19 protein-coding genes are annotated in these 19022 nt (G+C 55.1%); 12 read left to right on the forward strand and 7 right to left on the reverse strand.

What is annotated here, in order from left to right; all coding sequences use genetic code 11:
- Positions 1–85 precede the first annotated feature (85 nt).
- Positions 86–1354 (reverse strand): threonine ammonia-lyase IlvA, encoded by a 1269-nt coding sequence (ilvA, locus tag ACFO9Q_RS04155; RefSeq protein ID WP_379178992.1) that lies wholly within the window; start codon positions 1352–1354, stop codon positions 86–88.
- Between the two features lie 97 nt (positions 1355–1451).
- Between ilvA and ACFO9Q_RS04160 the strand changes: the two genes are divergently transcribed.
- The 3 genes from ACFO9Q_RS04160 (at position 1452) to ACFO9Q_RS04170 (ending at position 4024) form a co-directional block, all read left to right on the forward strand.
- A complete protein-coding gene (locus tag ACFO9Q_RS04160; RefSeq protein ID WP_379178994.1) occupies positions 1452–2006 on the forward strand; it encodes a hypothetical protein in 555 nt (184 codons plus the stop codon).
- A 118-nt stretch (positions 2007–2124) separates the two neighbouring features.
- A complete protein-coding gene (locus ACFO9Q_RS04165) occupies positions 2125–2928 on the forward strand; it encodes a hypothetical protein (protein ID WP_379178996.1) in 804 nt (267 codons plus the stop codon).
- Positions 2929–3172: 244 nt separating this feature from the next.
- Entirely contained in the window at positions 3173–4024 is an 852-nt protein-coding gene (locus ACFO9Q_RS04170) for a helix-turn-helix transcriptional regulator (protein WP_379178998.1), read from the forward strand.
- 138 nt (positions 4025–4162) lie between these two features.
- Here ACFO9Q_RS04170 and ACFO9Q_RS04175 read toward each other — a convergent pair whose 3' ends face one another.
- On the reverse strand, positions 4163–5266 hold the full coding sequence (locus ACFO9Q_RS04175) for a threonine aldolase family protein (protein WP_379179000.1): 1104 nt from the start codon (positions 5264–5266) through the stop codon (positions 4163–4165).
- Between the two features lie 199 nt (positions 5267–5465).
- Here ACFO9Q_RS04175 and ACFO9Q_RS04180 point away from each other — a divergent pair, with 199 nt between their 5' ends.
- Positions 5466–6146, forward strand: coding sequence for an SOS response-associated peptidase (locus ACFO9Q_RS04180; RefSeq protein WP_379179002.1), 681 nt, complete (start codon positions 5466–5468; stop codon positions 6144–6146).
- A gap of 59 nt (positions 6147–6205) precedes the next feature.
- Here ACFO9Q_RS04180 and ACFO9Q_RS04185 read toward each other — a convergent pair whose 3' ends face one another.
- Positions 6206–7075 (reverse strand): AraC family transcriptional regulator, encoded by an 870-nt coding sequence (locus tag ACFO9Q_RS04185; protein ID WP_379179004.1) that lies wholly within the window; start codon positions 7073–7075, stop codon positions 6206–6208.
- A gap of 120 nt (positions 7076–7195) precedes the next feature.
- Here ACFO9Q_RS04185 and ACFO9Q_RS04190 point away from each other — a divergent pair, with 120 nt between their 5' ends.
- The 3 genes from ACFO9Q_RS04190 (at position 7196) to ACFO9Q_RS04200 (ending at position 10181) form a co-directional block, all read left to right on the forward strand.
- Positions 7196–8278, forward strand: coding sequence for a Gfo/Idh/MocA family protein (locus tag ACFO9Q_RS04190; RefSeq protein ID WP_379179006.1), 1083 nt, complete (start codon positions 7196–7198; stop codon positions 8276–8278).
- Positions 8279–8286: 8 nt separating this feature from the next.
- Entirely contained in the window at positions 8287–9147 is an 861-nt protein-coding gene (locus ACFO9Q_RS04195; protein ID WP_379179008.1) for a sugar phosphate isomerase/epimerase family protein, read from the forward strand.
- A 149-nt stretch (positions 9148–9296) separates the two neighbouring features.
- The gene (locus ACFO9Q_RS04200) at positions 9297–10181 is read left to right on the forward strand and encodes a sugar phosphate isomerase/epimerase family protein (protein WP_379179011.1); all 885 of its coding nucleotides are present in this window, start codon (positions 9297–9299) and stop codon (positions 10179–10181) included.
- A 400-nt stretch (positions 10182–10581) separates the two neighbouring features.
- Here ACFO9Q_RS04200 and ACFO9Q_RS04205 read toward each other — a convergent pair whose 3' ends face one another.
- Both ACFO9Q_RS04205 and ACFO9Q_RS04210 read right to left on the reverse strand, forming a co-directional pair.
- On the reverse strand, positions 10582–11067 hold the full coding sequence (locus ACFO9Q_RS04205) for a hypothetical protein (RefSeq protein WP_379179013.1): 486 nt from the start codon (positions 11065–11067) through the stop codon (positions 10582–10584).
- 105 nt (positions 11068–11172) lie between these two features.
- Entirely contained in the window at positions 11173–11703 is a 531-nt protein-coding gene (locus tag ACFO9Q_RS04210; protein WP_379179015.1) for a hypothetical protein, read from the reverse strand.
- A gap of 144 nt (positions 11704–11847) precedes the next feature.
- On the opposite strand from ACFO9Q_RS04210, the gene ACFO9Q_RS04215 reads away from it, so the two are divergent.
- The 5 genes from ACFO9Q_RS04215 to map all read left to right on the forward strand — a co-directional run bounded on the left by ACFO9Q_RS04215 (position 11848) and on the right by map (position 16509).
- The gene (locus tag ACFO9Q_RS04215; protein WP_379179017.1) at positions 11848–12756 is read left to right on the forward strand and encodes an Rpn family recombination-promoting nuclease/putative transposase; all 909 of its coding nucleotides are present in this window, start codon (positions 11848–11850) and stop codon (positions 12754–12756) included.
- A 383-nt stretch (positions 12757–13139) separates the two neighbouring features.
- Positions 13140–14876 carry a long-chain-fatty-acid--CoA ligase gene (locus tag ACFO9Q_RS04220; protein WP_379179019.1) on the forward strand — a complete coding sequence of 579 codons (1737 nt, stop codon included), beginning with the start codon at positions 13140–13142 and terminating at the stop codon, positions 14874–14876.
- Positions 14877–14996: 120 nt separating this feature from the next.
- Positions 14997–15197, forward strand: coding sequence for a hypothetical protein (locus ACFO9Q_RS04225; RefSeq protein ID WP_379179021.1), 201 nt, complete (start codon positions 14997–14999; stop codon positions 15195–15197).
- Positions 15198–15408: 211 nt separating this feature from the next.
- On the forward strand, positions 15409–15597 hold the full coding sequence (locus tag ACFO9Q_RS04230; RefSeq protein ID WP_379179023.1) for a hypothetical protein: 189 nt from the start codon (positions 15409–15411) through the stop codon (positions 15595–15597).
- A gap of 159 nt (positions 15598–15756) precedes the next feature.
- The gene (map, locus tag ACFO9Q_RS04235) at positions 15757–16509 is read left to right on the forward strand and encodes a type I methionyl aminopeptidase (RefSeq protein WP_379179025.1); all 753 of its coding nucleotides are present in this window, start codon (positions 15757–15759) and stop codon (positions 16507–16509) included.
- A gap of 82 nt (positions 16510–16591) precedes the next feature.
- Here map and ACFO9Q_RS04240 read toward each other — a convergent pair whose 3' ends face one another.
- On the reverse strand, positions 16592–17905 hold the full coding sequence (locus tag ACFO9Q_RS04240) for an MFS transporter (protein ID WP_379179027.1): 1314 nt from the start codon (positions 17903–17905) through the stop codon (positions 16592–16594).
- 224 nt (positions 17906–18129) lie between these two features.
- Positions 18130–18993, reverse strand: a complete 864-nt coding sequence (locus ACFO9Q_RS04245; RefSeq protein ID WP_379179029.1) for an AraC family transcriptional regulator — start codon at positions 18991–18993, stop codon at positions 18130–18132.
- Positions 18994–19022 lie beyond the last annotated feature (29 nt).

A 19022-nucleotide genomic window follows, 5' to 3' on the forward strand; every position in this document is an offset into this window, starting at 1 on the left:
TGACGCCTCGCCTCGCCTCGCCCCAGCCGCCCCCGCCCCCGCCAAAAAAAGCCGCCAAGCGCCATCAGGCGCCTAGCGGCTTCATCTAGATCAACAGATTGAACAGCAGTGGATCCTTGTTCAGCTCCACGAACTGGAACCCCTTCTTGCGCATCCGCTCCACGAGCGGGTCGTAGTCGTCGCGATGCCCGAGCTCAACGCCGACCAGCGCGGGGCCGTTGTCTTTGTTATGCTTCTTCGTATACTCGAAGCGGGTAATGTCGTCGCCCGGTCCCAGCACGTCGTCGAGGAACTCGCGAAGCGCACCGGCACGCTGCGGGAAGTTAACCATGAAGTAGTACTTCAGCCCTTCATAGACGAGCGAACGCTCCTTGATCTCCTGCATCCGATCGACGTCATTGTTGCCGCCGCTGACGATGCAGACGACATTCTTGCCAGCAATCTGCTCACGATAGGCTTCCAGCGCGGTAATCGGCAGAGCCCCTGCCGGCTCAGCGACGATCGCATTCTCGTTGTACAGCGCCAGCATCGTCGTGCACACCTTGCCCTCCGGCACGGCAATGACATCGTCCAGCAGCTCCCGGCAGATGTCGAACGTAGCTTCGCCGACCCGCTTGACCGCCGCCCCGTCGACGAACTTGTCGATGTTGTCGAGGGTGACAACATGGCCTGCGTCTAGCGCCTCCCGCATGGAAGGTGCCCCTTCAGGCTCCACGCCAATCACCTTCGTGCCCGGCGATACCGCCTTAATATAAGAGGCCACGCCTGCGGCCAGCCCGCCGCCGCCAATCGTCAGGAACACATAATCCGGCGGAGTATCCGCCGACTCTATAATCTCTTGCCCCACCGTTCCGTTGCCGGCGATAATCTTCGCATCATCGAACGGATGAATGAAGGCCATATCGCTCCGCTTGCTCTCTGCAACGGCCTCGGCATAGGCATCGTCGAACGTGTCGCCGACGAGGATCACTTCAACATAGGAGCCGCCGAAGAACGACACCTGGCTGACCTTCTGCCGAGGCGTTGTGCTCGGCATATAGATCTTGCCCGTGACGCCAAGCGCCTGGCAGGAATAAGCAACGCCTTGGGCATGATTGCCGGCGCTGGCGCATACAATTCCCTTCACCAGCTGCTCCTCTGGGAGTGACCGCATCAAGTGGTAGGCTCCGCGGATCTTGAAGGAACGGACGACTTGCAGGTCCTCGCGCTTGAGATACACCTGGCAGCCGTAACGCTCAGACAGTACACGGTTATGCTGCAGCGGCGTGCGGGTAATGACATCCTTCAGATGCATCTGCGCGTACACGATATCTTGAAGCCCGACTCGGGCTGTATGGGACGGATGAAGATTCACGCCAATCATTCCTCTCACGAACTGACTATCAATTGCTCTATTATAGCACCATCCCACGCGCGGAATGAACCTAATAATTATTGGAGGAGGAGCTGCCGTGCCGAGATCGGTCCGCATCCTATTCACATCTATCCTTATCCTTATTCTGCTGCTGGGCGGAGCGTGCTGGGGACTCCTTCGTTATGCGGCACCTGAAGAGGAGCTAACCCTGTCCTACGAGCCGATCGACCTGCAGAGCAAGGCATTAGCCATGGCGCGCAAGCTGAAGCCGGAGCTCATCCTGACCGAGGAGGATATGAACAATCTGGTGAAAAGCTCCCTAGCCCAAGCCCCCCTCCTGAGTCCCGACTTCACGTTGCAGGGTGCAAGGGTGGAACTGGAAGGCGACCGCTTAATCGTCCACCTGAATGTCACATACCGTGATCGAATTCCTGTCGGAGCGGTTGCTGAATATCGGATGAGCTGGGAGGAGCCGAATGTGCGGCTGCAGCCGGTTAGTCTCAAGGTGAAGGGGATTCAGCTGCCGGAAGATCGGCTGGAACCGATTCTTGTTCCTCTAGATCTGAGAGAGCTGAAGGTGATACAGGTGCGCGAGGTGATTTTCGACGGGGATCGTATTCGATTGCTGTTCAGGGCCAATCTGCAACTCTAGCCGCATTGACAGGGTAACTGAGAATGTTTATCATAGAAAACAAACATTAGTTGATAATTATTCTCAATTAATACAACCGTCTCAACCAACACTAGGCTTCATGAAGGGGGCAGACCGATTGCGATCGGAATCAAGCAAACCTTGGAACTGGCTGCTGTTCCCGTTCACTTCGGTTCAGGCAGCAGGAGGGCGTCTGTATGCGGCTTCCGCACAGCATGGCGTCTATTGCAAGGGGGCGAATCAGGATTGGATGCCGCTGGAGGGCGGCGGGATGCAGGATGGTACGACCGTGAACCGCTTGAAGGAGCTGGAGGGGCGTCTGTCGGCATGTACGAATACGGGTCTCTATCATTATATAGATGGCAAGTGGCAGGATGATGGGCTGGCAATCCCTTGCTATCAGTACGCCAGATGGGGGCAGATCAGCTATGCGGCCACGGAGTATGGGGTGTGGTGCAAGAGAGGGCTGAAGTGGCAGCAATGCGACTATACGAACAAGCGGGTCTATGATCTGCTCCAGCTGCCTCAATACCTGGTCATTGGCCACGAGGAAGGGCTGTCTCTCTATGACCGATTCATGGATGAGTGGGCAGACTTCAGGGCAGGCTCGGCCGTCACGAGCGTTGCTGTATATAACAAGCGTATTATTGGGACGAATGAGCATGGGGAGCTGCTTGCAGGAGACGGCGAGGGCCGCTTCAACCGCATCCGCTACGGACGGCAATTCCTCTACTCCGTCAAGTGCTGCGGGAAGGGTGTCTATGTGTGTACCGACAGGGGGCTGTACAGCCTAAGCGAGATCGGCGGCAGGTTGATCCTTCAAGGAAGGAAGCTGGGGTATCCGGTGACGGATATTGACCTTGCCGGAGATGAGATGATGCTCGCCACCCTGTATCAAGGGGTTCAGTTCATGCCCGTATAGCGCAGACGCCTCTTCTTCCTCAGTTTCGAATACGGTGTCAATAAGGTTCGCAGCTATTTTTGGTCTATTTTTGAGCTTTTTTATGGTTTTCAGCTTTCTTTCCATCGTTTTTTTCTTATTTTTTTTCTGTTTAATCGTTTCTATTCCCTTCCTGTGCACGGCTGTGCCAATCTGCTAGAATATGAAGAATAAGATTGAGCGCACGCCATCATTATTGCAGATTTTCACACAGGAGAGGGTACTATTGTCAGATGAACTATTGCTAACGTTTCGCTCGCCGCCTTTGCCTTTTTTTGTAGAATCCAACAGGAAGACTTACCTCCCTGGAGAAGAGCATCCCAATCGGACGAACATTGGGGTATTCGATCTGTTATTCGTGCACCAGGGGAACTTACATATCTGTGAGGGGAAGCGCAAGTGGTCGCTCGGAGCAGGAAGCGTCCTGCTGCTTCGTCCCGATCGCCAGCACTATTCATGGAAGCCTTGCGAGGAAGAGACCGTGTTCGACTGGATTCACTTCCAGACGGTGAGCGATTGGGAGGAGACGGAGGAGGGTCAGCCCGGCACGGTGCGCGGCGATTACTATACCTATGCGATTCGGCTGCCGAAGCATATGAGGCTGAGCTATCCGGATGAAGCGAAGCTCATCTTCGCCCAGCTTCATGAAGCCGCTCGCAATTCCTCGCACGGCGCCTTCTGGGAGCGGCAGCAGCGGTTCCTGCATCTGCTGCAGATGCTTGACGAGGGGTGGAGGACGGATGCAGCCAAGGCTTCGGTGTCGGTAGCGGAACGTGCTGCCGCGTATCTCAAGCTCCATTACCGTTCGATCATATCGAACAGCATGCTGAGCGATGCGCTGCAGTTGCATACGAATTACATTACGAGGTCGATGTCTGAGGTGTTCGGCTGTACACCGCAGCAGTATCTGCTGTTCTATCGGCTGGACCAAGCGAAGCTGCTGCTAATCAAGACGGACTGGCCCATCGCTCGCATTGCCGAGGAGACGGGCTTCCGGCAGACGCCGCACTTCTCCCGGCTGTTCGCCGCCCATACGGGCATGCCGCCGCTGAAGTTCCGTAAGCGGTTCACGAGCTAGGGCGGTGAGAATGCAATACAGGAAGAGCCTGACCATGCTGCAATCTGTTGCAGCTGGCCAGGCTCTTCGTTGTTCCCACAGTCTATTGCCTGCCTGCTGACAGAGTAGGGTGTCAGCAGGCAATAGCAACACCTGAATCTAGCGAGTGTGAGGGGTTCCCAGCTGCTTGGCTAGCTCCCCGAACGCTTCATCCAGCTTGGCGGTCGGAATGTGCGCATAGCGGTCACCGATGCTGACCTCGAAGTAACAGGAGCCGGCAGACGTCGGCCTGAGATGAGAGCTTAGCCCGACTCCTGTGCTCTCGCAGACAGCGAGCAGATACGGCTGAGCTTCCTCTGCAGGCAGCTCGAAGTGAACATGGAACAAGTTCGACACCGGCTCAGCTGGCACGACAGTCGTCTTAGGCAGCTCCCGATATCGCGCCGCCAGCGCCCTGGCTCCCTCGTAGTACTCGCCCATCTTCGACAGACGCCGCTCCATATAATAGTCCGCGCTCAGGATGTAGGGGTACAGGGAGATCAAGTCGCCCCCATGACGCCTCTTCCATACCTTCGCCTGCTGCGTGAACGGTGCCGGCCCCGCCAATATCGCTCCAGCAATGCCCCCAATCCCCTTGTAAAAGGACACATAAACACTATCAAACAGCCGACATACTTCCGCAGCCGTCTTGTTATAGAAGGGAAGAATCTCGAACAGGCGAGCGCCGTCGAGATGGAGCTTAATCCCCTTGCTGCGGCAATAGGCGGATATCGCTTCAAGCTCCTCGAAGTCGGGCAGCTGGCCGCCAATCTCGCGCTGGGGAAGCTCCAGCAGAAGGCAGGCAATCTCCTCACTCAGGCTGGTGACATCTTCGAGAGTAATTAACCTGTTCTTGTCAGCGAGCAGGATCGGCTCTATGTGATGAAGCTCCTTAAGTCCATCTTGCTCATGAATCTCCACATGGGCCAGCGGATGATAGGCTACGCGCTTCAGTCCCTTCTCGTCACACCAGATGCGCAGCGCAATCTGCTGCGCCATCGTTCCGCTAGGGAAGAAGACGGCAGACTCGAGGCCTAGGAGTGAGGCTAGCTTACGCTCGAATTGCGTGATCAGCTCTCCCTGTCCATACACATCGCTCTCTAAGTGAGGGTCAACGCTCTGAAGGGCTTCGGTGAGCACGTTAATATGTCGCGGGCCATGCCCGGTTACGGGATAAGTCGTGTTATTGAAGGCTTGAAGCAGAGTGGGACCGTTGTTGTTCATAGCTGGGTTATGCTCCTTCTCGTGTTGTCTAATCGCTACTATGTTACCCTTCTGAGCCTGCACACGGCAAGTATTCGGCAGATGGCTGCATATTATGTGGTGCCAGATGCAAATACTGGATAGGTGCAGGTATGGCGGCTGCGGGCTGCCGAATTCGAAGGGCTCTCGGATGGGAGCCGGATGCAGGAGAGTGAGTGGCATGATCGAACGGTTCTCTATCACGGCAGAGCTAGGCGAGATGGCAGAGGCATTCCGAGTTGAGAAGATAGTAAGAGGCTATACGAACAAGTTCAACGTGGCGCCAATCCAGACCGTATCCATCGTGATGAACAATCGACTGGGCCAGCGAGTGATGGACGAGTCCAGGTGGGGGCTGTTCCCGTTCTGGGCGAAGGACTCCATTAATGCAGATGTGACGACGCTGGAGTCGAAGCCGTTCTTCGAGCGGATGCTGCGCAGACAGAGGTGTGTTGTGCCGTGCAGCGGATTCTTCGGCTGGCAGCCGGTCGAGCAGGAGCGTGACCCGCGGGCGATGCATATTGTCGTGAACGGCCAGCCGTTGTTCGGCATGGCAGGCTTCTACGATATCTGGACGAATGCGCGCGGCGAAGAGCAGAAGGCGTTCACCGTGGTGACTGCCGCTGCATCGGGAACGATGTCGAGGTGGCAGCAGCAGGTACCGATTATACTAGATGAAGAGGGCATGGAGGACTGGATGAATCCGGATCTGACCGAATTCCGCCGACTGCGCAAGCATCTCGAGCCTCTGGAATCTTATCAGATGCGGGCGTATCCCGTAACGAATGCAATCAAGAGCGAGGAATACGAGTCCGAGGATTGTGTCCGGGAGATCTACCCGGCGGACTTCGCGTTGTATTAGAAGTCGACGAACGGCAAGAGCCCCGGCGCGCAATACGCTGGGGCTCTTGTTGTGCGTGGCTAGCTGCCGCGGCGAAGGGTAGAGGGGGCGGTGCCAATGTACCTCTTGAACACCTTGCTGAAGTAGTAGATATCGTTGTAGCCGGTGGCATCCGCCACTTCGGACACGCTGAGAGAGGTGCTGCGGAGGAGCAATTCGGCGTGTCCGATGCGCACGATGTTCACATAGTCGGTGACCGTACGGCCAGTCAAGCTGCGGAATAACCGGCTGAAGTGGAAGCGGCTGAGGCCAAGCTGACCAGCGAGCCCCTCCACACTGAGCTTATCCTTGTAATGTTCGTCAATATAGCTGAGCACCGGAGCGAATCGTTCCAGATTGCTGCTTAGCACCCTCGAGTCTTCTGCACCTCGAACAGCTGCAACATAGTCTCGTACGAGGAGCGCAGCCAGCTGGAAGAGGAGCGACTTGACCGCTAATTCATAGCCGTAGCCCTTCTCGTCCAGCTCGTGGATGAGGGCTGACAGACAGGAAGTGACCGACTTGTCGCCTCGTATATGCCCGCAGAATGTCATGGAGTTATCTGCCATCCTCTCAATATACCGAGTAGAAGCAGTGTCCGATGACGGACCCATGAGCAGAGCAAGGTCTACGATGAGGGCATCATACTTCAAGTTGTCTGACCGGCTGAACCCGTGGTGAAGCTCTCTGCTGTTCACGACAACCACGTCCCCGGCTGATGCGCGATACAACTCTGACCCGCAGGTAATCTCTGCCTCGCCAGCTTGGATATACAGGAACTCCATGTGAGCATGCCAATGAATCGGGAACATCGGGAGGCCTTGCTCCCTTGATGCATGGCGATGTACCTTAATGGGAAAAAGCGGATTCGGCATATCCATCGGCTCCAAAAGCATTGCTCGTTGATCCATATGAACACCTCCTCCTTCTGTCTCTTAATCGCACATAATGACAAATATATAGCAAACGCCTTCATGGCATAACCCTGTCTAGTCATTATAATACAAGATATCAGGGAAAGGAGTGAGAGTGTGCAAGGACAACCTAATCCTTCTATACAGGTGGCCGTCATTGGCACAGGGTCTATCTCAGAGAGTCACCTGCAAGCGTACGCGAACCATCCGAATGTACATATTGCCGCGCTGTGCGATCTGAACGAAGAGCGCGCAGGGCGTGCAGCGGAGAAGTACAAGGTGCCGCAAGCTCAGGTCTATACGGATTACCGGGAGCTGCTGCAGAATAAGGACATTCAGGCGGTCTCTATCTGTACATGGAATAATACGCATGCAGAGATTGCGATCGAGGCACTTAGACAAGGCAAGCATGTACTGGTGGAGAAGCCGCTCTGTAAGACCGTAGCGGAAGCACTGCAGGTGGAAGAAGCGGTTCATGCCTTCGGCAAAATATTGCAAATCGGCTACGTACGCCGGTACGAGCCGAGAGCCCAGATGGTGCAGAGGTTCGCAGCGGATGGCGAGTTCGGAGAGATCTACTATGCGAAGGCTTCGCTGCTTCGCCGGCTTGGCAACCCGGGCGGCTGGTTCGCGGACAAGGAGCGCTCCGGCGGCGGCCCGCTCATCGATATCGGCGTACATATTATCGACCTATGCTGGTATCTGATGGGTCGTCCGAAGCCGGTTGCGGTGAGCGGCTGCACGCATAACAAGCTGGGTAACCGCGCGAACGTGCAGCATCTATCATCTTATAAGGCGGCGGATTATCGGGCAGATCTGAATACGGTTGAGGATCTGGCTCATGCACTCATTCGATTCGATAATGGCGCATCCCTGTCTGTCGAGGTCAGCTTCACTCTTCATGCGAAGGAGGATCGGACTTCGGTTGCTCTATTTGGGGACAAGGGAGGCGTCGAGCTTGATCCGGAGGTGGTCATGGTTACGGAGAAGCATGACACGATTATGAATCTGTATCCTCAGATGGATAGCAAGGGATTTGATTTTTCGGGAGCTTTTCAAGGGGAGATTGATCACTTCATAGATTGTGTCGTAACGGGCAAGCAGCCGATCTCGCCAATAGAGGACGGGGTGGAGATGATGAGAATCTTGTGCGCCATCTATGAATCTGCGGCTCTCGGGAGCGAGGTGCGGCTAGGATGAAGCTTGGTGTGAGCACATACAGTTACTATGCGGCGCTGAAGTCTGGGGAGATGACGGCTCTGGAGGTCGTGGACACCATTGCCGAGCTTGGCGCAGTTCATGTAGAGATTGTGCCGCTGGGCTATGAGCTGAGCCTTGAGCAACCCTCGCTTATTCATGCTCTTCGGGAGCGTGCTTCGCTGCATGGCTTAGTCATATCCAACTATGCGGTTAGCGCTAACTTCTCGGGCTTGCGAGGCGAGGCGTTCGAGGCGGAGGTGCTGCGGCTGTGCAGAGAGGTGGACATTGCGCATGCGCTGGGAGCGAAGCGGATGAGGCATGATGTGGCCTCGTCGCAGGATACGTCGATGGCCCATCTCATGTCCGAGCTGCCGAAGCTGGCGGAGGCTTGCCGGAGAGTGGCGGACTACGCAGCAGGCTATGGAATGGTGAGCTCGGTAGAGAACCATGGCTATTATATGCAAGGGAGCGATCGGGTACTCGCCCTGCTGGATGCGGTAGGTCATCCGAGCTTCAAGACGACGGTCGATATCGGCAACTTCATGTGCGCCGATGAGGATTCCGTTGCTGCGGTGAAGAAGATGATCGGGTACGCTTCAATGGTGCACCTGAAGGACTTCTATCTTCGGCGTACTGGAGAGGGGGCGGCCTTGCTGGGCGAAGGCTGGTTCCGGACAGCTAGCGGCAATTCGCTGCGCGGCGCGATTGTCGGCCAAGGCGATATCGACATGCCGGCTGTGCTGGGGGTAGTGAAGCAGTCCGGCTATGACGGCTTCATCTCCATTGAATTCGAGGGGCTCGAGGACTGCCGGCTCGGCACGAGGCTGGGATTCGAGTATGCGCGCAGACTGTGGGATGAGCTGGGGTAGCGGCGGATTGCATTTTTTAACTAGAGGGTATGAGCTTGGATCAGCAGCCTCAGCTGGGGGTATGTGAAGGCTGGTGAAGGCTGATTGATAGGGATTAAGATTAAGGATTGAGAGTATGGAATTAGGAATTGGCTGAGGAGGGGCATCCCATGGATAATAAGATCGGTGTTATCGTAGACAGCTTCAGGCTGGGCGTGAGGGAAGGGCTGGTGAAGGCAAGGGAGATTGGCGCGGACGGCGTGCAGATCTATGCAGTGAGCGGCGAGATGGACCCTGCTAACCTGAACGCGCAGCAGCGGAAGGAATGGCGCCAATATATAAGCGGCTTGGGGCTGGAGATCTCGGCCTTGGTCGGTGATCTAGGCGGACATGGTTTCCAGGACCCGGCGGCGAATGCAGCGAAGATAGCGAAGTCTAAGCAGATCCTGGATCTCGCGCTAGAGCTTGGCACGAGAGTTGTCACGACCCATATAGGTGTCGTGCCCGAGGATTCCAGCAGCCGCATCTATGAGACGATGCAGCTGGCATGCCGGGAATTGAGCGAATATGCAGCGAGTGTGGGGGCATACTTCGCAATCGAGACGGGCCCCGAGACGTCGGCTGTGCTTCGCGGCTTCTTGGATGGACTGGGCGGACGAGGGGTGTCCGTCAACTTCGATCCGGCCAACATGGTGATGGTCACCGGAGACGATCCGGCTGCCGGCGTTCACACGCTTAAGGACTACATCGTCCACACGCACGCGAAGGATGGGGTGCGACTGAGGAAGGTCGACCCTAGGAAGGTGTACGGCAGCTATGGCTATGAGGCTCCCGCTCTAGATCATGCTCATATCGCGAAGGAAGCGGAGTCCGGCGAGGACTTCCGCGAGGTGCCGCTGGGCGAGGGGGGCGTAGACTGGCAAGCCTACCTCCAAGCTCTAGTCGACATAGGCTACACCGGCTACCTGACCATCGAACGCGAAGTAGGCGAGCGGCCTGAGCAGGATATTTCGCGTGCGGTGCAATTCCTGAAGGAATGGAAGGGCAGGGTGTAGGGGGCGGCCCGCCCCGGCGAGGTCAGCAGCGCCAGATTTTGGCGCTACAGCAAGATGTGGGGCCCCGGCGAGGGTAGCAGCGCCAGATTTTGGCGCTACAGCGAGATGTGGGGCCCCGGCGAGGTCAGCAGCGCCAGATTTTGGCGCTGCAGCGAGATGTGGGGCCCCGGCGAGTGCTGCAACGCCAGATTTTGGCGCTACAGCGAGATGTGGGGCCCCGGCGAGGGTAGCAGCGCCAGATTTTGGCGCTACAGCGAGAAGTGGGCCCCCCGCGGGGGCTGCAACGCCAGATTTTGGCGCTACAGCGAGATGTGGGGCCCCCGCGAAGGCAGTAGCGCCAGATTTTGGCGCTGCAGCGAGAAGTGGACCCCCGCGAGGTCAGTAGCGCCAGATTTTGGCGCTACAGCGAGAAGTGGGCCCCCGCGAGGACAGTAGCGCCAGATTTTGGCGCTACAGCGAGAAGTGGGGCCTCGGCGAAGCCAGCAGCGCCAAATTTTGGCGCTACAGCGAGATGTGTGGGGCTAAGCGCACCTCCTCCTGGCACTGCAGCATCACATTCCGGCGCTATTGCTCCCAGCGCGCCTCCTTCTGTCGCTGCAGCATCACATTCCGGCGCTATTGCACCTAGCGCGCCTCCTTCTGTCGCTACAGCATCACATTCCGGCGCTATTGCACCCAGCGCGCCTCCTTCTGGCGCTGCAGCATCACATTCCGGCGCTATTGCACCCAGCGCGCCTCCTTCTGGCGCTGCAGCATCACATTCCGGCGCTATTGCTCCCAGCGCGCCTCCTTCTGGCGCTGCAGCATCACATTGTGGCGCTATTGCACCCAGCGCGCCTCCTTCTGGCGCTGCAGCATCACATTCCGGCGCTATTGCTCCCAGCACGGGTCCTTCTGTCGCTGCAGCATCACATTCCGGCGCTATTGCACCAAGCGCGCCTCCTTCTGGCGCTACAGCGAGATGTGGGGTCCCCGCGAGGGTAGAGTTCTACTAGTAACTAGTACAGAACCTATGATAACGAGCTCCTTCGTGCATGAGGGTCCCGTAATGCGGAGGACGTTCCTTAAGTATTGGTTCAAGCAGCAACATGTCCAAGTCGTTGACGACAATCATCTGAAAATAGCGCGACCACAAAGTATTGGATATCCACAGGATGTCCTTGCGTTCAGGCAGTGTGAGCGGTCTCACATGATCAAACATCATCGAGTGTACCTCAACTACTCCGACTGGAGGGATAGAGTGCCAATAGTCATACCCTTCGTTTTCAGGATTAACTGTTATACTTGACTGAATGGACTTGATTAGCGGTGATTGAGTCTGATGGAGATCAACGATGTGAAAGGTTAATGTCGTTAGCTTCGGGACATGGAGTGATACGATAGCAGTATTGTGGCATGAGGCTCCCGGGACGACGGACAACTGGTAGTTATGAAGGACATACAGCTCTTCAGTACTAGGCTGCTGGGAGTAAGGCTCGATATTGAAGGTATCCTGCTGAAGAAATTGACTTACACGCATCATTGCAGCTTCCCCCTCTGCCTGATTTATTGTAAGATTGTAGTATATTGGACAACAGATGAAGCACATCTGACCCTCTTTGGGTTAGGTGTGTTTTTTTTGCTGTGCAATGGACTTGATCATATGGATATAATGGAGGAGAAGAGAATGGAGAAGAGGCACAGACTTAATCCTAAAAACGACTTTATATTTGGGCGGTTGTTCGGTGAAGAGGAAGCCAAAGACAGTCTCATCGGACTGCTGAATGCTATACTTGGACTTGAGAGAGAACATCAAATTAAGGATCTAATTCTGCTGGAGAATAATAAGGAGCTAACTAAGCATCTTCTAGAAGATAAGACAGGCAGGCTGGACATTCGAGCAGAAACGTTAGAGGGCGTTCAGATTGACATTGAGATGCAGTTGAACAACTATCGCAATATGCCGCGGCGAACCCTTTTTTATCTCAGCAAGATGTATGTAGAGTCCATTAAGGCCGGAGACAATTATGAATCTTTGAAAAAGACCATTACAATAAACTTAACAGACTTTAATCTGTTTGAACATAACAGATTCCATAGCATCTACCGCTTCTATGAAGCGCATGAGGCTAAATTTCTGCTGACGGATGCTATGGAAGTTCACTTTATTGAATTCCCTAAGTTTCGTCGAGCGGCATTGAACATGAACGATGCCTTGCACCGCTGGCTGTTATTCTTGGAAAAGAACATATCCGAATCACTTAGAGAGGAGCTGTTGTACATGGATCCAATCATTCGTAAGACTGAGGAGCGACTCATTCATCTAAGCAGTGATGAGGAGACGCTACGGCTGTACGAGGCAAGGGAGCATGCCCGCATTGAGCTGAACAGCTTAATTGCTGATGGGGAAGCTATAGGTATCGAGAAAGGTATTGAGAAAGGCATAGAAAAAGGCATAGAGAAAGGCATAGAAAAAGTGGCTTCCAACATGCTCGGAAAAGGAATAAATCCTCTACTTATTGCTGAGGTTACCGGTCTGGAACCGGACCAGCTGGAGCAAATTGCGAAAAAACGAGCTCACCCTAAACAAAACTAACTCAAGCAGACCTTAGGACGTCGAAAGCCGTTTGCGATATGGAAAAGAACGCAGATCTGTGTAACTAGTGCCTGTAGGGCAAACGATTGCCGTACAGGCATCTTTATATTCTCCGCATCCCCGCATACACTCCGTTCAAGCAGACATGATCTTCGCTGCTATCACATATAAATAAATCATTTCAGCCAACTATTATGCAAGCGCTTTCAAGCGCTTGTCCGCGATTAATTTTTTCACCGGTCTCATACTCAAATGCATCCCGCCCACATAAATTCATATACCTGATCTTATGAAAGGAGTCTGCCGAAGCCACAGCCACATATGTACGCGGCCTGCGTCATGAGCAATACACCTTACACCAAGTAGAGGGAGGCTTGACGAGGATGGAGCGAGGCGAGATTGATGATGTGCGTGAGGAACTGAAGGAGCGGGTGGTGGAGCTGCCGCGCCCGTGGCTTAGGCATTATCCGAAGGAGATTCCTCACGAGCTGGAGTACCCGAATCAGAGTGTTGCCCAGTTCCTCGTGGATACGGTGCAAGCTTATCCGGAGCATGAGGCGATTCACTTCCTAGGGAAGAGCATCTCTTACCGTAAGTTCTACGAATCGGCCTTACGCATGGCGAACGGACTGCAAGCGCTAGGCATCTCCAAGGGAGACCGTGTCGCTATCATGCTGCCCAATTGCCCCCAGACGGTCATTGCCTACTTCGGCGTGATGCTCGCGGGAGCAGTCGTCGTGCAGACGAATCCCCTCTATGTCGAGCGGGAGCTTCAGCATCAGCTGTCGGACAGCGGCGCGAAGGCCATCATCACCCTGGATCTGCTCTACCCCCGGCTTGCCCGCACCCGCGGCGAGGACCCGGAGCTCGGACCGCTGCCAGAGCTGAAGCATGTGCTGGTCACTTCCATTAAGGACGGACTCCCCCTGGTCAAAAGCATGCTCTACCCCATCAAGCAGCGCCGTGAAGGCAACAAGCCGCAAGTTCCCTACGGCAGCCATGGCGTGCAGTCCTACAAGCGCTTCCTTAGCAGCAGTCCGGCAGCGCCGTTAACCTTGACCGTCCAGCCCTCGGATCTCGCTGTCCTGCAATACACCGGCGGCACGACCGGCACGCCGAAGGGCGTCATGCTCTCCCACCGCAATCTGGTTGCGAACACGATTCAGACAGCCGCCTGGTGCTATAAGGCGAAGGACGGGGAGGAACGCTTCCTCGCTGCGCTCCCGCTATTCCATGTGTTCGGGCTGACGGTGCTGATGAATCTCTGCGTCATGAAGGCGGGTGCGCTCGTCCTGCTCCCTCGCTTCGAGGTGAAGACCGTGCTGTCGACCATCAAGCAGCAGAAGCCGACGATCTTCCCGGGCGCCCCTACCATGTACGTCGCACTGCTCAATCATAAGGATGCGGCCACAGAGAATCTGTCCTCCATCGAGATGTGCATCTCCGGCTCGGCCGCGCTGCCGCTTGAAGTGCAGGAGAAGTTCGAGGCGCTGACCGGCGGGAGGCTCATCGAGGGATTCGGGCTGACGGAGGCTTCGCCGGTCACCCATGCCAACCCCATCTGGGGATATCGCAAGATTGGGACGGTTGGGGTTCCTTTTCCCGATACGGATGCCTTGGTGGTTGATCCTCAGACGGGAGAGCGCTTGCCGATCGGCGAGCTTGGTGAGCTTATCGTTCGAGGGCCGCAGGTGATGCTTGGTTATTGGCAGCGTCCGGAGGAGACATCTGGCGCACTGAGGGACGGCTGGCTGCATACGGGGGATCTCGCAGTGATGGATGGGGACGGCTTCTTCACCATTATGGATCGAATGAAGGACATGATCATTGCCGGCGGCTTCAACATCTACCCTCGTGAGGTGGAGGAGGTGCTCTATGAGCATCCAGCGGTGCGTGAAGCGGCGATTGTCGGGGTTAAGGACGAGTATCGAGGTGAGACGGTGAAGGCGTTCATCGTCTTGAAGGAAGGCTGGCAAGTCTCTCGGATGCAGCTGGACAGATGGTGTCGGGACCGGCTTGCCGCCTACAAGGTGCCTCATACGTATGAGTTCCGCGACAGCCTGCCTAAGACGATGATTGGGAAGGTGCTGCGGCGCAAGCTGCTGGAGGAAGAGGATTGATGGCGAGTGCTTGATTCTGTATAATATAACCTATATATGGAAAGTTAAATGTTCTGTAACGGACTGCATAATATAAGGGATTAAGCCGATATAATTAGTGGAAAGGGGGCGGAATCGCGAGTGGATTGGTTAACGCTCATTGTACTAACCTTCGGAATCTTGGTTGCGGTCTTCGGGGTTGTTGCGTACCTTAGGATGTTCCGTAAGGATTCATCATCTATCCTCTATCGATCAGGGACGGATACTCCGCCTCCTATAGGTACCGGCCAGCCTGTTTCACAGGACGAGAGCCTGGGTAATGATGGAGAGGACCGTCGGTAAGTGCATGTATAAGCATGAAGATTTTATGGAGGGGAAAAGTTCCCTTTCATAAATATTTTCATAATGATATAATAGTAAGAAAACTCACACAATTGCGACAACACTAACCATGGAGTTGCTACCGAGGGGGCTTTGCGGCAACATATACCGCATTCGGTCTAGCTTACATTGCTGTCTAGGACGACCATCCAACGGATAGGGAGGGGATTTCATGGCTAAGCACAGCCAGAATGAAGTCAAGGAAAGCCTAAAGGAACTCACGAGGATTTTTAGGCCGAAGGACCCGCGCAAATTTGTAAAGGACTACATCCGCAAGTATCGCATCACAGGCGGGTACGAGGATGAGCTAACCACCTTGGTAGAGCATGAATTAGGCAGGATGAACTCCTCCGTTGGTTAACATTAGGTATATAGAGCCTTGCCCCTTAGGGGGCGGGGCTTTTTTGTTGGGTTGGTGAGGGGGGTAATGAATTAATGAATTAATCCTTGACTTGCAGGCATGACTGCCCCTATCCCCGAATAAGCTTGAAGTAATGGAAGTGAGGGGGCGTGTGTCCACATGACTGAGTTGAAAAGCGAAGAAGACATCCGCCGCATACGGAAGGCGGGGCAAATTGTCGCGGCCTGCCACAAAGCAATCTCGAAGCGCATTGCGCCTGGCGTGACGACGATGGAGATTGACCGGTTCGCCGAGCGATTCATGCTGGAGCGGGGGGCTACCCCGGCGCAGAAGGGCTACAAAGGCTATCCGTTCGCCATCTGCGCCTCCGTCAATGACGTCGTCTGTCATGGCTTCCCCGACTCGGTGCCGCTGGAGGAAGGGGACATTGTCACCATCGACATGGTTGCCGATGTAGACGGCTGGAAGGCAGATTCCGCATGGACGTATGCCATCGGCCGGTCCACATCGCTAACAGAGAAGCTGCTCGGCACCGCGAAGCTGGCTCTCTATCAAGGCATTAAGCAAGCGCTGCCAGGTCGCAGGCTCGGAGATATTGGTCATGCGGTGCAGCAATGTGCGGATAAGGTCGGCTTCACCGTCATTACGAGCTTCGTCGGCCATGGCATCGGCCGTCAGATTCATGAGCCGCCGCAGGTCGAGCATCGGGGGGAGGCGGGCTGGGGCCAGCGGCTGAAGGAGGGGATGGTCCTGACCATTGAGCCTATTCTTACCTTCGGCCGGCGATCGGACATAGCCATAGGCCAGGATGGTTGGACCGCCAAGACCAACGATGGGGCATGGGCGGCACAGTTCGAGCATACGATCGCCATTACTCGTGATGGACCGGTTATCCTGACGGAATGGAGTTAATCATTAACGGAGTGAATCATGAGGTAACAGGAAGGCGCTGCCACCTTAATTCGGGTGGGAGCGCCTTTATCTATCAGACAGCTTAATTGTAGGATCGAATGACCTTCAGCCTCACAGCACAAGTCGCAGCGAACACGAAGAGCAGCGCTCCCGTAACGAACATGGTCGTCTCTGACCCATAGAGGTCTGCGTTGTAGGAAGAGATGACGAGTCCGACGGACGGGGCAACGCTCATCAGCGAGCCCATGGTGCCGAAGACGCGCCCCTGCAGCTCCTCCGCAATCTCCAGCCGCAGAATAATCGTAATCAGAAGAGTACAGAACGAGAACATATAGCCGATGAGCAGAATGACGGGAATGGCGGTTGTCGTATGGCTCGTGAAGGACAGCGCCATATAGAGAGGCCCCATCAGCAGCAGATGCCCCATAATGAGCCGACCGCGATGCCGCATCCGGGAGCCCATCAGCACGATGAGACCAGAGCCAAGCATGTAGCCAAGCGGGATACAGGCTTCAATGAAGCCGAACTGCATCGGACTTGCCTTCCATACCTTCACTGCCATTACTTGCGTCAGCATGAAGGCAGACATGAAGAACAGAAGCAGCATGGGAGACAACAAGGTAACCGCCTTCGCGAAGGGGTTGCTCCAGATGTAACGGATGCCGGTGAGGAAGTCGCCCCTGAGCGTGCTCTGCACATGGACTTCCTTAGGCTCCTGAATCGCAACACCTGCTGATGATGCCGTGCTGCTGCGCGCATGAGATGCCGGGAATGCGCCGGCGAGCAGCACAAGCAGGCAGGAGACGAGGAATAGGATACCGTCCAGCAATATCGCCATCGCACCGCCGAATGCGGCTACGAAGATTCCTCCGACGGCGAAGCCGACCGTTCGCGATACATTGTCTGCGATATTCATGAAGCCGACCGCGCGGCTAATCTGTTCCTTGCCCACGATGGTGATGAGCGAAGCCTGCAGTGCAGGAGACTGGAACAAGCCGAGGAAGGTGACCAGTCCGCTTAAGCCCACCAAGAGTGTGAATGACGGATGCGGCTGAGAGACGGCTAACGCGATGAGACAGACGAGGATGCACCGCAGCAGGTCTGCAAGCCAGATCATCGTCCGCCGGTTGAACCGGTCCGCTATCGTCCCCGCGAAGGAGCCGAACAGGAAGGAGATAAGCAGATTGGTTACCATCATGACAGTCATGAGCGTCGCGCTGCCCGTCGTATTCAGCACCCACAGGTTGAGAGCAATACTGTGCATAGAATTCCCGAACAGTGACAGCGTGTAGGCACACAGCAGCAGGAGATAAGCTCGGTTGCGGAAGAGAGCGGGTCTGGGCATGCCGAGACCAGCCTCGGGGTAAGCCGCTTCTGTCAATGAGGATTGAAGCATAAGGAATGGACCTCCTAAGTAAAAAAAAATCAAATCACTACGTTTAACTTAAACGTTTAAGTCATAACTTATAAAAGTAGCATACCACGTTCTCACTTAAACTTAAACGGTTAAGTTAACTAGAAAAAAATGGCAGTCCTGGACGCGTCGGATAACCGTCCAAAACTGCCTTGCATACAAAAGCTAATGAAGTCTTAACGTTCCTTAAGAGAATGCTTCTTCATCTATCTGCGAATGATGGGTATCCACACCTCGCACCGATAATCTGGAGCTGATGGATCCCCTGGAGGATACAGCTCGAAGTCGGGAATAGCGGCCTGCTCGTACCCTGTGGACGGGAACCAGTCCTGGTAGATGCGGTTCCATACGTCCTGAATGGCTCCTGGCATCGGACCAATTGAAGTGAAGACCGCCCAAGTGGCTTCGGGAATCGATACAACTTCGTAGGTAGGGTTGTCAAGCATCGCAGCATCCGTCTCTACCGCAATGGCGTAGCTGAATCGCTCACCGTTCCCTTCAGGGTTGTAGCACACACCCAGGATATCCTCTGTTCGGCCAAGGGCGCCAAGGGCAGCCACCGTTCCGTTCGCATGGCTGTCCTGCCAGAACTTAGGGATCTCTGAGGAGTTCTGTCCTTCTACCGAGGTGGTCTGTATGGATAGCCCGATGACTTGGAATGCCTCTCTCTGTACAATGCGATAGTCCATTTCCTTATCTCCCTTCAATGATAGGTGGAACGAGAGGCGAGGGAATGCCTTCAGCTGAGCACCAGGGCTCCGCGCTTCGGAGGGCGAGATGCCGTGCAGCTTGCGGAATGCCTTGGAGAAGGACTCGGGTGAGTCGTAGCCATACTTCAATGCAACATCAATGACCTTGGGACCGGTTAGGGCAAGCTCCTGCGCAGCCAAGGTTAATCGCCGCTTGCGTATATAGTCAGCTACCGTTACCCCCGTGAGCATATAGAACATCCTCTGAAAATGATAAGGAGAAGAACAAGCCGCCTTCGCCAGCTCCCCTACATCTAAAGGCTCCTCCATCCGCTCTTCCATTAAGTCCAGCGCAGCCATCATTCGATTCAGCCATTCCATTCGCATCGTTCCTCTCTACATTGATGGTA

Source organism: Paenibacillus sp. GCM10023252 (assembly GCF_042653305.1).
In the GTDB taxonomy this organism is placed as follows: domain Bacteria; phylum Bacillota; class Bacilli; order Paenibacillales; family Paenibacillaceae; genus Pristimantibacillus.

Coding starts and splice junctions, on each gene's coding strand:
- ACFO9Q_RS04180 (WP_379179002.1), top strand. CDS start 5,466: ATGATCGAACGGTTCTCTATCACGGCAGAGCTAGGCGAGATGGCAGAG.
- ACFO9Q_RS04230 (WP_379179023.1), top strand. CDS start 15,409: ATGGCTAAGCACAGCCAGAATGAAGTCAAGGAAAGCCTAAAGGAACTC.
- ACFO9Q_RS04200 (WP_379179011.1), top strand. CDS start 9,297: ATGGATAATAAGATCGGTGTTATCGTAGACAGCTTCAGGCTGGGCGTG.
- map (WP_379179025.1), top strand. CDS start 15,757: ATGACTGAGTTGAAAAGCGAAGAAGACATCCGCCGCATACGGAAGGCG.
- ACFO9Q_RS04210 (WP_379179015.1), bottom strand. CDS start 11,703: ATGATGCGTGTAAGTCAATTTCTTCAGCAGGATACCTTCAATATCGAG.
- ACFO9Q_RS04175 (WP_379179000.1), bottom strand. CDS start 5,266: ATGAACAACAACGGTCCCACTCTGCTTCAAGCCTTCAATAACACGACT.
- ACFO9Q_RS04215 (WP_379179017.1), top strand. CDS start 11,848: ATGGAGAAGAGGCACAGACTTAATCCTAAAAACGACTTTATATTTGGG.
- ACFO9Q_RS04220 (WP_379179019.1), top strand. CDS start 13,140: ATGGAGCGAGGCGAGATTGATGATGTGCGTGAGGAACTGAAGGAGCGG.
- ACFO9Q_RS04245 (WP_379179029.1), bottom strand. CDS start 18,993: ATGGAATGGCTGAATCGAATGATGGCTGCGCTGGACTTAATGGAAGAG.
- ACFO9Q_RS04240 (WP_379179027.1), bottom strand. CDS start 17,905: ATGCTTCAATCCTCATTGACAGAAGCGGCTTACCCCGAGGCTGGTCTC.
- ACFO9Q_RS04185 (WP_379179004.1), bottom strand. CDS start 7,075: ATGGATCAACGAGCAATGCTTTTGGAGCCGATGGATATGCCGAATCCG.